This is a genomic window from Nocardia carnea, from assembly GCF_029868325.1.
In the GTDB taxonomy this organism is placed as follows: Bacteria; Actinomycetota; Actinomycetes; order Mycobacteriales; family Mycobacteriaceae; genus Nocardia; species Nocardia carnea_C.
Map to the genome: position 1 here is coordinate 1 of NZ_JARWNW010000242.1, position 14,710 is coordinate 14,710.

Below are 14,710 nucleotides of genomic sequence, written 5' to 3' on the forward strand. Positions count from 1 at the left end.
CTCCCCCCCCCCCCCCCCCCCCCCCCCCCCCGCGGGGGCGTCCCTTTTCCCCCCCCCCCACCTTCTGGCCCCCCCCCCCCCCCCCGCCCCCCCCCCCCCCCCGCCCCCCCCCCCCCCCCCCCCCCCCCCCCCCCCCCCCGCCACCAAGGGGGGCCAAAACCCCCGGCGCCGAAGGCGCCGCATGTCACAGCATCTACTACGCTCAGCCGGGTGAGCAGTATCCAGGTCGCCGACCAGACGTTTCTCGCCGCGCCGGGCGCCGCGGTGGCCGCTGCGTTGTCCGCTCCGGGCAAGTGGCGGCGCTGGTGGCCCGATCTCGAGCTCGATGTCCGGGAGGACCGGGGCGACAAGGGTATTCGCTGGTCGGTGCAGGGGGCATTGACCGGCACCATGGAGGTGTGGCTGGAGCCCTCGCTGGACGGGGTGATCCTGCATTACTTCCTGCACGCCGAACCACAGCGGCAGCTGGCGCCGCGCAGGCTCGCCGTGGCCAACCGGGAGCGGCGGGTCGCGGGCAAGGTGATGTCGTTCGAACTCAAGGATCGGCTCGAGCGCGATCGGCCGGCCGGGGTCGCACCCGGGAACTGACGAATTCCATACCGCACCGCCGAAAGGAACCACTGAGAACCTATGGCCGACCGGACCCAGAGATCGATCGTCATCGCGGCGCCCGCCCCGCAGGTGATGTCCGTTATCGCCGATCTGGCGTCCTACCCGGAATGGGTATCGGCGGCCAAGTCGGTGGAGGTGCTCGAAACCGGGCCCGATGGCCGCGCGCGCACCGCCCGTTTCGTGCTGGACGCCGGTGTCGTCAAGGACACCTACGTGCTGTCCTATACCTGGCGTCCCGATGATCTGGCGGTGAGCTGGACGCTGGTGAGCGGTGAGTTGCAGAAGGCACAGGACGGCCGTTACGAACTCGTCGAACAGCCCGACGGTGGTACCGAGGTGCGTTACGAACTGACCGTGGATCTGACCATTCCGATGATCGGTATGTTCAAACGCAAGGCGGAGAAGGTGATCACCGATACCGCGCTCAAGGAACTGAAGAAACGGGTCGAAGGCTGACCGGGCCGCGCGGCACCGGAGCGCAGGCCCGCCCCGACGGTGCGCCGGGATCCGCCCGGCGTGCGCGGACGCGGGTCGAATTGTTCGTCGGTAAGGGCGGTGTCGGTAAGACGACGCTCGCCTGCGCGCAGGCCATGGGTTATGCGCGGGAGGGGCAGCGGGTTCTGGTGGCCTCGCTGGACCAGGCGCATTCCCTCGGGGACGCATTGGGGTTCCGGTTCGCGCACGACCCCGGCACGGTGCCGGGAATCATCCGGGTCGTTCCCGGTCTGGATGTCATCGAACTGGATTCGCTGGCATTGCTGGAGGACCGTTTCCGGGAGGTCGCCGAGGTACTGGCGGCCGATCCCGGCCACGACCACGGGCTCGATCTGGGCGCACTGGATCCGGCGGAGCTCACCGGGCTACCCGGTGTCCAGGAGCTGCTGATGCTGGTGGAGATCACCCAGTACGCCGCCGACGACGACTGGGATGTGATCGTCCTGGATTGCCCGCCCACCGCCGATATGCTGCGTATCCTCACCGCGCCGGAAACTCTGCTCGGCTACCTGGACCGGATCTGGCCGCCGCATCAGCGGATGATGAGCGCGATCGGCACCGATCTGCGGCGCGCGGTGCTGGCGGCGACGATGCAGCGGATCGTCGCCGCCGTCACCGAGGTCCGCGATCTGCTCGCCGATTCCGAACGCACCAGTGCCCGGCTGATCACGCTGGCGGAACGGATGGCGATCGCGGAATCGGCGCGGGTGCGGTCGGCGTCGGCACTGCTCGGGTTACGTCTGCAGGCGGTGGTGGTGAACAAGGTGCTGCCCGAGGTTCCGCCGGCGGGGCCGGAACCGCAGCATCCGGCAGTGCGCTGGTATTCGCATCGCTACGCCGAACAGTGGGATGTGATCGCCGGTCTGCGCCGGTCGATGCCGGAGATCCCGATTCTGGTGGCCGGCCATACCGGCGCGGAACCGGTGGGTATCGGGCCGCTCGCGGGACTGGCCTGTGTGGTTCCGGCGCAGGACGCCGGCGAGCTCGTGTTCGCGGGCGGCACCGGCGACCGCGTGCCGGCCGGCGGGTCCGGGCCCGGCAGCGGGACCGGCCACGCCGGGGCCGTTCGGCGTGACAGCAGCGCGGCGATGCGCGACGATGCGGGTTCGGCGGCCGCCGAGGCCGCGGCCCCCGCCGTCCGGTTGGAATCGGGGGCGGGTTTGCATTCGGTATACGCGCTGCGTATCCAGCTACCGGTAGCGGATCCGGCCACGCTGCGCCTGGGACGAGTGGAGGACGATTTGATCGTGGGAGCCGACGGCGTGCGCCGGCGGTTGCGCCTGGCGCCGGTATTGCGCCGCTGCACCGTCAGCACCGCCGAACTGGACGACGGATACCTGGTGGTCCGTTTCCGGCCCGACCCGCAGGAGTGGCCGCGATGACCGGAACCGATTACCGGCAGCCGGAGGGTATCGCCGAGTTCGCCGAGGAACTGCGCCTGCTCGCGGAGGCCGTACTGGAACGGGTCGAACCGGTTCTGCGCGATGCGGCCGCGGACGGCAAACCGGAATGGGGCAATTGCACCTGGTGCCCGCTGTGCGCAGCGGCCGCACTGGTCCGCGGGGAACAGCACGAAGTACTGGCGACCGTCGCGGCACACGGTACGGCGATCGTCACCATCCTGCGGGAAGCGCTCGCAGGGGAACCGGTCGATCCGGTGATGCCGCATGGTCACGGGCCGGGTTCCGCGGCCGCGCACGGCCGTTCCGGAACCGGTCACCAGCACGCGGACGGTATGGCGACCGATTCGGGCGAGCACCCACCGGCTGCCGAATCCGCTGCCGCGGCGGAAGGCGGGGGCGGTCACCCGGAGGCCGGCGCCCCGGCCGAGCCGGCCACCCGCGCGGCCGCGCCCGGAAAGTCCCGGTATGTCGGTATACCCGTAACCATCAAGCCATGAGCACTTCCGCCCCTGGCGCTCCACTGACCGTGGGTGTCGATATCGGGGGGACCAATATCCGTGCCTCGGTGGTCGACGGGACCGGCGAGGTGCTCGATACGGTGCAGTGCCCGACCCCGCATTCGGCCCCGGCGCTGGAAGGCGCGCTCGCACGCGCGGTCCGCGAACTCGGCGACCGGCACGATATCGACGCGGTCGGCCTGGCCGTGGCCGGATTCGTTTCGGCCGATCGCAGCACGGTCCGGTTCGCCCCGCATCTGCCCTGGCGTGACGCACCAGTGGCGAAACGCCTCACCGACCGCCTCGGCCTGCCCGTCCTGCTGGAGCACGACGCCAATGCCGCGATGTGGGCCGAATACCGGTTCGGCGCCGCGGCGGGCGGACACAATGTTGTTCTGGTGGCCATCGGCACCGGGATCGGCGCCGCGCTACTGATCGACGGCGTGCTGTATCGCGGTACCCACGGTGTCGCACCGGAACTCGGGCATCTGCAGGTCGTGCCCGGTGGCCGCGATTGTGGCTGCGGGAAACGGGGGTGCTGGGAGCGGTATTGCAGCGGAACGGCATTGGCCGAATCCGCGATCGAACTGGTGGCCACCGATTCCACGCCGTCGCTGCTGGCGAAAGAAGTGATCGCCGACCCCGGCGCGCTCACCGGCCGCCGGGTGGCCGGCGCCGCTCAGGACGGCGACCCCCTGGCCCTGCGGGTGATGGCCGATTTCGCCCGCTGGCTCGGCCTGGGCCTGGCATTCGTGGGCGATATCTTCGACCCGGACCTGGTCGTCGTCGCCGGCGGAGTGAGCAGTTCGGCGCCACTGTTTCTCGACGAAGCCCGCGAGGAGTACGCAGCCGCGGTCACCGGCCACGGCCACCGCCCCCTGGCCCGGATCCGCACCACACAACTAGGCGAAGCGGCCGGAATGATCGGCGCCGCCGAACTGGCCCGAACCGCCCTGATCGCCGGCCGCTGACCCCCGCCCCGAACACGACGCCCCGGACAGAGAATTAACATGACTGGGCTTGGAGGAGTTCTGTGACCGGCGGTAGAGTCGGCAGCCGAGGCTCTTCACATTTCCATCCCGATTCCCGGAGTAAGGACGTCATGTTCTACTGGCTGCTCAAGTTCGTGCTGGTGGGTCCGTTCATCCATTTCTACAACCGGCCCGAGGTGGAAGGTGTGGAGAACATCCCGGCCGAGGGTGCGGCCATCATGGCGGGAAATCATCTGTCCATCGCGGATTGGCTTTTCGCGCCGCTGAAGAGCCCCCGCCGGATCAGCTATCTGGCCAAGGCCGAGTACTTCCATACCCCGGGTTTCAAAGGGCGGCTCCAGAAGTTCTTCTTCAGCGCGTCCGGCCAGTACCCGATCGATCGCAGCGGCGCCGACGCGGCCCAGGATGCGCTCAATGCCGCCCGCAAACTGCTCGACGAGGGCCGCTTGGTGGGCTTGTATCCGGAGGGCACCCGCTCCCCCGACGGCCGGCTGTACAAGGGCAAGACGGGTATGGCCCGGGTGGCGCTGACCACCGGGGTCCCGGTGATCCCGGTGGCGGTGATCGGCACCGACGAGGTGAGCCCGCCCGGACCGTTCCGCTGGCGCCGCCGCAAGGTGACCGTGAAATTCGGGAAGCCGATCGATTTCTCCCGGTACGAGGGTATGGCCGGTAACCGGTTCGTGGAGCGTGCGGTGACCGATGAGGTCATGTACGAGCTGATGCGGATGTCCGGTCAGGAATACGTCGACGTGTACGCCGCCAGCCTGAAAAAGAACGTACCTTCCGGTCCGCCCTCGCATACGCCGCGGATTCCGGAATCCGCCGCGAGCTGACCCGCCGCGTACGATGAACGGGTGACGGTTCGCGCGAAGGTTTGCGGAATCCGGTCGGCGGCCGATCTGGAGACGGCAGTGAGCGCCGGCGCGGACGCCGTCGGATTCATTTCCGGAACCACCCACTTCAGCGAGGATGCGCTGACAGCGGAGGCCGCGGCGTGGCTGTCGGAGTCCACACCGTCGTTCGTGAACCGGGTGCTGGTCACTCATCTCGAGGATGCGCATGCCATGCTCGAGCTGGCCGACCGGATCGGTGCCGACACCATCCAGGTGCACGGCCTGGTCGATATCCCCACGCTGCGGGCGGTGCACGCCGCCGCGCGCGGCCGGACGATCGTTCGCGCGGTCCATGTCACCGGGGCCGATGCCCTGGCCCGTGCCCTGGAAGTCGCCGCGGACTGCGATGCCGTTCTGCTCGACTCCCGCACCACCGACCGGCTCGGCGGTACCGGCCGCACCCACGATTGGGCGGTCAGCGCCCGGATCGTGCGCGAACTGGCGCTGATCGGCCGGCCGGTGATCCTCGCCGGCGGTTTGAGCGCCGACAATGTGGACGAGGCGATCGAGGCGGTACGCCCGTTCGGGGTGGATGTGAACAGCGGTGTGGAGACCGAGACCGGCGATAAGGACTTCGCCTCCTGCGCCGCATTCGTCAAGACGGCGCACGAGCACGAGCCGGGCTACCCAGTTCCAGTCCCACGGCCCCGAGGACGAGGACTCCAGCCATCAGGGTCGCCACGGTGATCTCGGAGCCCACCAGGACCGCACCGGCGAGGGTCGCCACCACGGCCTCGTTCAGCCCGATGAGTCCCGTGGTGACCTCGTCGAGTTCCCGCAGCGCCAGCCAGTAGCAGGCGAAACCGGGGCCGAGCAGTAGCGCACCGAGCACCGCGAGCTGCACCGCCTGCCCTGCCGTGGGGCCTTCGCCGAAGAGCATCGCCACACCGAGCAGCGGGGCGGCCAGTACCGCCGCGGCCAGTAGCTGCAACCCTGCTGCCGAGCCGCCGGCCCGGCCCGCCGACTCCCGGACCACCAGGGTGATCAGCCCGGCCACACACCCCGCGCTGATCAGCGCCAGTACGCAGCCCACCAGAGCCGGCCCGAGGGCGGTATCCGCCGGCCGGTACCCGGCGACCAGCCAGATCGCCGCGCCGATCGCCACCAGTTCCGCGACCAGCACCAGGGTGATCGCCCGCCGGCCCCGGGCGATCCGGACGATGATCAACAGCACCGGCGAGGTGAGGTGGAGCGCGACCACCACCGGTAGCGGCCCGATATGCAGGGCGGCGACATACGACACCAGGTTCAGGACCTCGAGCACCCCGAGCCGCAGGAACAACCCCGGCGCGTTACGCAGTTCCCGCCACGGATGTGCGCCCCGGGCCACCGCGAAACCCAGCAGCGCCGCGGCCCCGCCGGCAGCCACCGGGGCAGCCGCGATTCCCGGCGCGCCCACGGCGGCGATACCCGCGCTCGACAGGCCCCACAGGCTCGTGGCCACGCCGAGCAGTGCCGGACCGCGCCAGGAGACCCTCACGAGAGCAGGAAGGTCACGACGGGCAGGATGACCGCGGTGTAGGCCGCGAACACCGCGGCCGCCGTCCGCCCTTTCGGTACCGAGGGCAACCGGGTCGCGATCCCGGTGTAGGTGCCGAGTGCGATGAAGAACGTGCCCCAGACGACCAGTGCGCGGCTCGCGACCACTCCGAGGTCCGGCGCGAAGAATACGGCCAGCAGGGCGATCGTGAGCCCGGCGGGCGCCGCGGCGGCCAGCGTGAGCCCACCGGCGTAACTGTTCATCAGCACCGTGCGGCCCCGGTGCCCGACGACCTGCTGCGCGTCCCGCGGGTGCGCGCCCTGTTCCCGGCAGATCAGGTCGAAGATCACCGCCGGGTTGACCCGTTCGTTCACCACCCGCTGTACCGCGAGCATCGCCTCGAGCCCCTGCACGGTCGCGAACGAGGTGATGAATCCACCGGTGGAGGTACGGAACCCGCCACAGACGGCCGATCGCTCCTGTGTCTCCTGTAATTCCAGCAGTTCCACCAGGCCACGACGCACGCCCGGATCGAAGACGGCGCGTTCGTCGGCGGTGACCACCGCGCCGACGGCGAGGTGCAGGCCGAGATGACGCCAGGTGGAAGCCATCAGACCTTCCCGGAAGGATTCTTCCTCGGCGCCCGCCGTACCGTCCCGCAGGGCGTACAGCATGCGCCGCACGGTGAGCTCGCGCACCTTCTCGACCCGTTTCCCGCCTACCGCCGCGATTTCCGGCCGGGCGAGCAGCCGCGCGACATGCGCGCACGCATAGATGGGCTGGGCGCGGGGATCGTCGTCGAGCATCATCGAGACCACCAGCGAGGTGCCCTGCAGCAGCGCCTCGGCCGCGGTTTCGTCGGTATCGGCCAGGCCTGCCAGCGCGTGCAGGGCGGCCGTGGTGGCCGTGAGCGAGATGGGGCCGACAGTTTCGGACAACCGCCAGCCCCGGGTACCGGTATCGCGGGCGGCGTACAGCTCCCGCAGGCACTTCTCGACCGCGGGATCGGTGGGCGGTACCCCCAGGCACCCGAGTGCCCGCAACCGCCACGACAGATCGATCGGCGACCGGAAAACCCATTCCCCGCTATCGGTATCCACGACATCGCGGCGTACCAGCGTGCGCACCTCGTCCAGCCGCTGTATCGGCCGGCCGGCCGCCGTCAGTGCCACCACGACCTCCGCGGTGTTCTGCGGATTGGGCAGCACATCCGACAGCCAGCCCCAGCCGGCGCCTCCGTTACGGACGCTCGCCTGGCTGCGGTGCAGCCATTCGACCGCCCAGTCGATTCGTTGCTCGATATTCGACACGGAAACCTCCATCCCACCCCATCGAGGCCGGATTCCCCAGGAGCCCAAGGCCGATGACAACCCTACCGGCACCCTCCGACACGGACAGGCGATCCGATCTACGCTGTTGATCCGACAGCCCCGGGGCGAGGAACGGATTCGCGGGCGGGGGCGAAGGGAGACGAATCGGATGTTCAAAACTCTGCTGGGCGCGCTCGGCACCAACTCCGCGGAGGTGGAGACCGAACTCTTCACACCGGGCGTACAGCCGGGGCAGCCGGTACAAGGGGTGATCCGGATGCGCTGCCAGGACCGGCCGGTGCGGATCAACGGGGTCTCGGTGGAGCTGATCACCCGAGCCGAGCGCGAATACGACGACCGGGAACAGCTGATCGATATGGCGTTCGCACAGCAGCCCGTATTCGGTCCGTTCGAACTGCATCCCGGGCATCCGCTCGAGGGCCGGTTCGAACTGCTCACGCCGTGGGAAACGCCGATCACCTTCTACAACGGCCGGCATCTGCACGGGACCGCGGTGGCGGTCCGCACCCGGGTCGATGTGGACGGCGGATTCGATGCCGCCGATACCGATCCCCTCGGGATCGGTGCCCTGCCGCCACAGCATGTGCTGCTCGCGGCCGTCGAGTCCTGGGGCTTCGGGCTCCGGCACGCCGATGTGGAGGCGGGCCGGGTGGACCGGATCCCGCAGCGGCTGCCGTTCTTCCAGGAAATCGAATTCGGCCCCTCACCACGCTTTCCGGGCCTGAACCAGCTCGAGGTGACCTTCCTCGCCGACCCGCAGGGCATGTATGTCGTCCTGGAAGCCGACAAACGCGCCATGATGTTCGCACCGGGCCGCGACGTACAGGACGCGATCCGAGTCGATTTCGCGACCTTCGAGCAGGTGAACTGGGTCGAGGTGATCGGGCAGCGACTGCATCTGCTGGCCCGCTGACGGATTCGCCACGCCGGTACACCGGAGTTGTCCGGGCCGGCGGTAGACGTTCACCTACCGTCGACCCGGGCGCGGGAGATTCACCCCGCACGGGCCGATCCGGGCAGCGAAATCCCCCTGGACATCGCACGAATGGCCCGGCACCGTCCGCGGTCTTCCCCCGCCCCGGTCGAGAGCGGGGTAAACCCACAGGTCACGGTCCATTCGACAGGCAGGCGGGAGCAGATCTGTGATTCGATATCGCCGCGGCCGCCGCGCTGTGGTTAGCTTTCGTGCCATGAGCACGCCGCACATCGTTTCCCCCGCCGAGTACCTGCCTCGCGACACCGCGGATGTCGTTCGCACCGTGCGGAATTCCCGGAATCACGCCAGGCCGCTCACCGTTCACGGCGGCGATCCCGCCACCGACGGCCTCACCCTGCCGGATCAGCAGGCCGTGGTCTCGCTGCGCCGGATGAACGCCATCGTCGATCTCAACCTCGGCCGCCGGACCGTACGGGTCCAGGCGGGCGCCCGGCTGTCCGATATCGACCGCCGCCTCGCCGCGCACGGACTGGGCCTACCGGTCGTCGGCGATCACCGCGATATCACCGCCGGCGGTTTCGCCTCGGTCGGCGGCGTCAGCACCGCCTCGCATCGGTACGGGTTGTTCATCGACCGGATCGTGGATCTGGAGTACGTGGACACCGACGGCCGGATCGGTACCTGCGGGCGCACCCATCACACCGAACGTTTCCATCGCATCCTCGGTGCGGGCGGCCGGGCGGGCATTATCACCGCACTCACCCTCGACGCGGTCGAGGTCGACAAGGACAACACCTGGCTGTCCGCCGATTCGCACCGCTTCCTGGATTTCGACAGTTTCCTCGACTACGCCTACAACGAGGTCGCCACGCCCCGCGACGCCGTCCTGCAGGTGGGCCGCTGGGTGGATACGGCGCCGCTCAAGGTGACCCGCCCCGTGGGCGCCGGGCAGGTGCAGCTGGGCACGGTCCGATTCGGCCAGTGGTCGAGCCTCTATCCCACCGCTCCCACCCGTTCCCTGCGCGCCCGCCGCGAGGTCGGGAGCCGGGCCCGCAAATCGCTCGGCGCCATCGCCTCGGCCAGCAGCGGTAAGGCCGGTATGCCGGTCCGCAATGCGGCGGCGGGCGCGGTGATGTTCACCCCCAAGGTGCTGACACTGCGGGATGCCGAATACCTCGCCGATACGGTGATCAGCTCGTCGGAACGCGGGCCCGCCTACCGGGTCGGGGTTTTCGCCCCCCTGTCGAACTACACGTCGGTCTTCTACCGCCTGCACGACCTGTTCAGCGGGCACCGGGAACGGACCGGCTGCTTCACCGTCATCTCCGCCATGACCTACGGGGTGCGGTCGGACTATCTGCGCGCCGAATCCGCGGCCCACAGCCTGCCTGCGGCCGACCACGGGCTGATCACCTTCACCTGCCGGCTGCGACCGCACTCCCTGCCCTCGGAGCAGCTGCGGGATATCGTGACCGGTATCGACGAGATCTGCCGGTCGGAGAACAGCATCAGGTACGAATCGGTGGATTGAGGTCTGGGAGAAGTCGGGCAGCGCGGGGCGGTGTTGTTGTCCCTGATTCGGGGCAGATCAGGTGTATCGGGGCTCTGCAGTAGCCGGTTTCGGGGTAGACGATCCGTACCGGGGCTCTGCAGCAGCCGGGTTTCGAAGTAGGCCATCCCTACTGGGGCTCTGCAGCAGCCGGGTTTCGAAGTAGGCCACCCACACCGCGGCTCTGCAGCAGCCGGGTTTCGAGGTAGACCATCCGTGAAGGGGCGGGCTGTAATTTTGGAGACGCTCCGCGTCTCGAGGGGTGGGGCCCTTACGGGCCCGGTTCTTCACTCCTCCGCTCCTCCGCTTCGCTCCCCCGCTCCGTCGCTCCAGAACCGGGCGGGCCCCACCCCGGGAATGTGAACGGTCGGAGGAGGTTCTGCCGGATGCGGACCGGCACGGTCTGGCGGCGAGATACCGACACTCCGGAGCGTCCGGTCTCCCGCAGGCGTAGGAGCCGATTCCTGGGCCGTCCAACGCGAAAACCCCGCTGTCCATTCGGGCAGCGGGGTTTTTTCGCTTTTGCGCCGGTTGCCGGCGCGTGAACTCAGTGCTTCTCGGGGCCGAGGTAGTACTCGAAGACCAGGCCACCGGCGGCGGTGAGGATCAGGATCACACCGAGACCGATCAGCCAGGGCTCGAAGAAGGCGAAGCCCAGGGCGGTGACCGAGGCGGCGCCGGCGAGCAGGATCGGCCAGGGGCTACCGGGCGAGAAGAACCCGAGGTCGCCCGCGCCGTCCACGATTTCCGCATCCTCGTAGTCCTCGGGCCGCAGGTCGAGGCGGCGGGCCACGAAACGGAAATACGTGCCGATGATCAGCGACAGGCCGGCGGTCAGGACGATCGCCGTGGTGCCGGCCCATTCGATACCGGTGCGCGATTGCGCGGTGAAGAAGCCGTAGATGATACCCACGATGATGAAGAACACCGTGAGCAGTTCGAACAGTCGTGCTTCGATCCTCATCGGAGATCAGTCCTCACTTGCTCTCGGTGGTATCGGTTTTGACCGTGCGATCGGTGTTGAACGGCTGGGTGGAAGTGGCCACCGGCGATTCACCGATGGATTCCAGCGCCGCGGCGTTGGTCATACCGGATTCGCGGGCCTTGATGTAGCTCTCGAACTTCTCGGGAGTCACCGCCCGCACCTCGAAGTTCATCATCGAGTGGAAGGTGCCGCACATCTCCGCGCAGCGGCCCACGAACGCGCCTTCACGGTCGATCTCGCTGATCTGGAAGACGTTGTCGGAGTTGTTCTCCTTCGGGTTCGGCATCACGTCCCGCTTGAACAGGAACTCCGGAACCCAGAACGCGTGGATCACGTCGGCGGCGGCGAGCTGGAACTCGATCACCTTGCCGGTGGGCAGCACCAGGATGGGCACCTCGGTGCTGGTACCGACCGTTTCGATCTTGTTGTAGTGCAGGAACGACAGGATGTCGTTCTCCGGGCGGCCGTGCACGGGGCCGGGCTGCTCATGGCCCTCCTCGTTCTTCCGCTCGGCGTATTCCTGCAGCTGCTCCTGATTGGCATCCTCGCGCACGGTGTCGACACCGTTGTAGGTGAAACCGTTCTTCAGGTCGACCTCGCGGTAACCGAACTTCCAGTTCCACTGGAAGGCGGTCACGTCGACGACCACATCGGGGTTGTCGACCTTCTCGTGCACGTAGTTCTGCACGACCACGGTGAAGTAGAACAGCACCGCGATGATGACGAAGGGGATCGCCGTGTAGCTGAGTTCGAGCGGCACGTTGTAACCGGTCTGCCGCGGGAACTCCGGCGAGTTCTTCTTCTTGCGGTGGAAAATGATGGTCCAGAAGGTCAGACCCCAGACCAGCACACCCATGATCAGGGCGGCCACGACCGACCACGTCCACAGTTCCCGCATCCGGTGCGCCTGCGGGGTGACACCCGAGGGCCAGCCGAACCGCAACCACACATTGTCGATCGAGCAGCCGGAGACGAGCATCGCGGTGATCCCGAGGGATACCGCCAGTCCGGCCCGCCGCAGGACACTACCCCGCCGCCGGGCAGGCCGTGCCCCGATCTCGTCGCTCGCCTTGTGCGCCACGCTCACGCCTTCCTGGTCGCCACACATTCCGACATCGCATCCACGGTGGCGGGACGCCTCCGGTGATACAGACAAACAGCTCATCGGGCCTTCCGGGGGCTCCGCGCACCACGCGGCACCACCCGGAACAGTCCGAGTACTACGCAGCGTAGACCAAACACGCGCCCGGTACGCCGTCGGGTCGGCTTCGACACTCCGCGCGACAGCGTAGCCGCAGAACGGAGGTGTATCGCACGGGAGAACCGGGCGTGCGGCATACTCGGACACTAGATTTCGCCCGCCGCGCCCGCATCCCTCGGCGCGGACCCCCGACCAGAGGAAACGAGGTCAGCGTCGCAGTGTGTGGACTGCTCGGATTTCTGACGTCCGATACCGCAGCGCCGGAAACAGTGGAACGGGTGTACGACGCCCTGCACTGTGTGCGGCACCGGGGGCCGGATGAGCGCGGCACCTGGCACGACGACCAGTTGATCTTCGGCTTCAACCGGCTCTCGATCATCGATATCGAACATTCGCATCAGCCGCTGCGCTGGGGGCCGGCCGGCGACCCCGGGCGCTACGCGCTCACCTTCAACGGCGAGATCTACAACTATCTGGAGCTGCGCGAAGAACTGGCCCGCGACCACGCGGCCGAGTTCGGGGAACAGCCCATGTTCGCCACCGAGGGCGACGGCGAGGCCATCGTGGCGGCGTTCCACTACTGGGGTCCCGATGCGGTGCGCCGGTTGCGCGGGATGTTCGCCTTCGCGATCTGGGATACGCGCACCCGGGAACTGTTCCTCGCCCGCGACCCCTTTGGTATCAAACCGCTGTTCCTGGCCACCGGGCCCGGTGGTACGGCGTTCGGCAGCGAGAAGAAGAGCCTGCTGGAACTGCTGCCCGATCTCGGGCTCGACGAATCGCTCGACCATCGCGCGCTCGAGCACTACACCGTGCTGCAGTACGTTCCGGAACCGGAAACCCTGCATGCGGGTATCCGGCGGCTGGAATCGGGCAGTTACGCGGTCGTGCGGCCGGGCGAACGGCCGGTCGCGACCCGTTACTTCGTGCCGAAGTTCGGCGTCCGCCCGTTCGCGGCGGGCAGCGAGGCCGCCCGGTACTCCGAGATCGCGGCCGCGCTCGAGGATTCGGTCGCCAAACATATGCGCGCCGATGTCACCGTCGGCTCGTTCCTGTCCGGTGGTATCGATTCCACCGCCATCGCGGCGCTGGCCATGCGGCACAACCCGAATCTGATCACCTTCACCACCGGGTTCGAACGTGAGGGCTATTCCGAGGTCGATGTGGCCGCCGAGAGCGCCGCCGCGATCGGGGCCCGGCATATCGTCAAGGTGGTCTCCCCGGCCGAGTTCGCGGCCGCGATCCCGGAGATCGTCTGGTACCTCGACGACCCGGTGGCCGATCCGGCGCTGGTACCGCTGTATTTCGTGGCCAAGGAGGCCCGTAAGCACGTCAAGGTGGTGCTGTCCGGCGAGGGTGCCGACGAACTGTTCGGCGGCTACACCATCTACCGGGAACCGCTGTCGCTGGCCGCGTTCGACAAACTGCCGGGCGGGCTGCGCCGGCTGGCCGGCAAGGTGTCCGATCTGATCCCGGAGGGCACGCGCGGCAAAAGTCTGCTGCATCGCGGATCACTCACCCTGGAACAACGCTATTACGGCAACGCCCGCAGTTTCAGCGATGCCCAGCTGCGGTCGGTGCTGCGGGAGTTCCGTCCGGAATGGACACACCAGGACGTCACCGCCCCGATCTACGACCAGTCCGCGGGCTGGGATCCGGTGACGCGGATGCAGCATCTCGACCTTTTCACCTGGTTGCGGGGTGACATCCTGGTCAAGGCCGACAAGATCACCATGGCGAACTCGCTGGAGCTGCGGGTGCCGTTCCTGGACAACGAGGTGTTCCGGGTCGCCGAACAGATCCCGCTGGAACAGAAGATCACCAAGGAGACCACGAAGTACGCGCTGCGGCAGGCGCTCGAGGGCATCGTCCCCGGGCATGTGCTGCACCGCGCGAAGCTCGGGTTTCCGGTGCCGCTGCGGCACTGGCTGCGCGGTACCGAACTCTACGACTGGGCCCGGCAGCAGATCACCGAATCGCAGACCGACCACCTGCTCGACAAGGCGGCCGTGATGGCGATGCTCGACGCCCACCGCGCCGGGAACGGCGATCACAGCCGCCGGTTGTGGACGCTGCTGGTGTTCATGATCTGGCACGGGATCTTCGTCGAGGACCGCATCAAACCGGAGATCGCCGAACCGGCCTACCCGGTGCAGGTTTAACGCGCACGATCCGGCAGAGGTCGGATACCCGCCAGAAGACGAGGGCCCCCCCCGCGGGCGCGGCGGGGGGCGCCGGGAAAGGGGGGGGGGGTTGGGGCCCCGGGCGCCGAGGGCTTCGGCGTCTTCCGAATGTGAGGCCGGTCGTGACCGAACCACAGCTCATCACCACT

The 14,710-nt window shown here is 68.3% G+C and carries 14 protein-coding genes; 10 read left to right on the top strand and 4 right to left on the bottom strand.

Going from position 1 to position 14,710, the window contains the following annotated elements; all coding sequences use genetic code 11:
* Window positions 1-210 precede the first annotated feature (210 nt).
* From QH196_RS21275 to QH196_RS21305, 7 genes are all read left to right on the top strand, one after another.
* Complete coding sequence (locus QH196_RS21275) at window positions 211-588, top strand: polyketide cyclase / dehydrase and lipid transport (protein WP_280417571.1); 378 nt, start codon at window positions 211-213, stop codon at window positions 586-588.
* Between the two features lie 42 nt (window positions 589-630).
* Complete coding sequence (locus QH196_RS21280) at window positions 631-1,068, top strand: SRPBCC family protein (protein WP_280417572.1); 438 nt, start codon at window positions 631-633, stop codon at window positions 1,066-1,068.
* 80 nt (window positions 1,069-1,148) lie between these two features.
* Complete coding sequence (locus QH196_RS21285) at window positions 1,149-2,489, top strand: ArsA family ATPase (RefSeq protein ID WP_280417573.1); 1,341 nt, start codon at window positions 1,149-1,151, stop codon at window positions 2,487-2,489.
* On the top strand, window positions 2,486-3,007 hold the full coding sequence (locus tag QH196_RS21290) for a hypothetical protein (RefSeq protein ID WP_280417574.1): 522 nt from the start codon (window positions 2,486-2,488) through the stop codon (window positions 3,005-3,007). The genes QH196_RS21285 and QH196_RS21290 overlap by 4 nt, the downstream gene beginning before the upstream one ends.
* On the top strand, window positions 3,004-3,978 hold the full coding sequence (locus tag QH196_RS21295) for an ROK family protein (protein WP_280417575.1): 975 nt from the start codon (window positions 3,004-3,006) through the stop codon (window positions 3,976-3,978). Before QH196_RS21290 ends, QH196_RS21295 begins: the two co-directional genes overlap by 4 nt.
* Before the next feature lie 131 nt (window positions 3,979-4,109).
* Window positions 4,110-4,835: a lysophospholipid acyltransferase family protein gene (locus QH196_RS21300; RefSeq protein WP_280417583.1), complete on the top strand. Its 726-nt coding sequence runs from the start codon at window positions 4,110-4,112 to the stop codon at window positions 4,833-4,835.
* A 21-nt stretch (window positions 4,836-4,856) separates the two neighbouring features.
* Entirely contained in the window at window positions 4,857-5,582 is a 726-nt protein-coding gene (locus QH196_RS21305; protein ID WP_280417576.1) for a phosphoribosylanthranilate isomerase, read from the top strand.
* Here the strand turns inward: QH196_RS21305 and QH196_RS21310 are convergent.
* Together QH196_RS21310 and QH196_RS21315 are read right to left on the bottom strand one after the other, a co-directional pair.
* Complete coding sequence (locus tag QH196_RS21310) at window positions 5,491-6,375, bottom strand: hypothetical protein (RefSeq protein ID WP_280417577.1); 885 nt, start codon at window positions 6,373-6,375, stop codon at window positions 5,491-5,493. The two genes, QH196_RS21305 and QH196_RS21310, sit on opposite strands and share 92 nt — an antisense overlap.
* A complete protein-coding gene (locus tag QH196_RS21315) occupies window positions 6,372-7,685 on the bottom strand; it encodes a hypothetical protein (RefSeq protein WP_280417578.1) in 1,314 nt (437 codons plus the stop codon). The genes QH196_RS21310 and QH196_RS21315 overlap by 4 nt, the downstream gene beginning before the upstream one ends.
* A gap of 169 nt (window positions 7,686-7,854) precedes the next feature.
* Here QH196_RS21315 and QH196_RS21320 point away from each other — a divergent pair, with 169 nt between their 5' ends.
* Window positions 7,855-8,619, top strand: a complete 765-nt coding sequence (locus tag QH196_RS21320) for a sporulation protein (RefSeq protein WP_280417579.1) — start codon at window positions 7,855-7,857, stop codon at window positions 8,617-8,619.
* 277 nt (window positions 8,620-8,896) lie between these two features.
* Complete coding sequence (locus QH196_RS21325; RefSeq protein WP_280417580.1) at window positions 8,897-10,174, top strand: FAD-binding oxidoreductase; 1,278 nt, start codon at window positions 8,897-8,899, stop codon at window positions 10,172-10,174.
* Between the two features lie 565 nt (window positions 10,175-10,739).
* On the opposite strand, the gene QH196_RS21330 is transcribed toward QH196_RS21325, so the two are convergent.
* Complete coding sequence (locus tag QH196_RS21330) at window positions 10,740-11,156, bottom strand: cytochrome c oxidase subunit 4 (RefSeq protein ID WP_280417581.1); 417 nt, start codon at window positions 11,154-11,156, stop codon at window positions 10,740-10,742.
* Between the two features lie 13 nt (window positions 11,157-11,169).
* A complete protein-coding gene (gene ctaC / locus QH196_RS21335) occupies window positions 11,170-12,156 on the bottom strand; it encodes an aa3-type cytochrome oxidase subunit II (protein WP_280417584.1) in 987 nt (328 codons plus the stop codon).
* Window positions 12,157-12,596: 440 nt separating this feature from the next.
* Between ctaC and asnB the strand changes: the two genes are divergently transcribed.
* A complete protein-coding gene (asnB, locus tag QH196_RS21340; protein ID WP_280417582.1) occupies window positions 12,597-14,540 on the top strand; it encodes an asparagine synthase (glutamine-hydrolyzing) in 1,944 nt (647 codons plus the stop codon).
* Window positions 14,541-14,710: the final 170 nt, after the last annotated feature.

Excerpts from the sequence above, each read along its gene's own strand:
- QH196_RS21280 (WP_280417572.1), top strand. The coding sequence starts at position 631 with ATGGCCGACCGGACCCAGAGATCGATCGTCATCGCGGCGCCCGCCCCG.
- QH196_RS21290 (WP_280417574.1), top strand. The coding sequence starts at position 2,486 with ATGACCGGAACCGATTACCGGCAGCCGGAGGGTATCGCCGAGTTCGCC.
- QH196_RS21295 (WP_280417575.1), top strand. The coding sequence starts at position 3,004 with ATGAGCACTTCCGCCCCTGGCGCTCCACTGACCGTGGGTGTCGATATC.
- QH196_RS21300 (WP_280417583.1), top strand. The coding sequence starts at position 4,110 with ATGTTCTACTGGCTGCTCAAGTTCGTGCTGGTGGGTCCGTTCATCCAT.
- QH196_RS21320 (WP_280417579.1), top strand. The coding sequence starts at position 7,855 with ATGTTCAAAACTCTGCTGGGCGCGCTCGGCACCAACTCCGCGGAGGTG.
- QH196_RS21325 (WP_280417580.1), top strand. The coding sequence starts at position 8,897 with ATGAGCACGCCGCACATCGTTTCCCCCGCCGAGTACCTGCCTCGCGAC.
- QH196_RS21330 (WP_280417581.1), bottom strand. The coding sequence starts at position 11,156 with ATGAGGATCGAAGCACGACTGTTCGAACTGCTCACGGTGTTCTTCATC.
- ctaC (WP_280417584.1), bottom strand. The coding sequence starts at position 12,156 with ATGCTCGTCTCCGGCTGCTCGATCGACAATGTGTGGTTGCGGTTCGGC.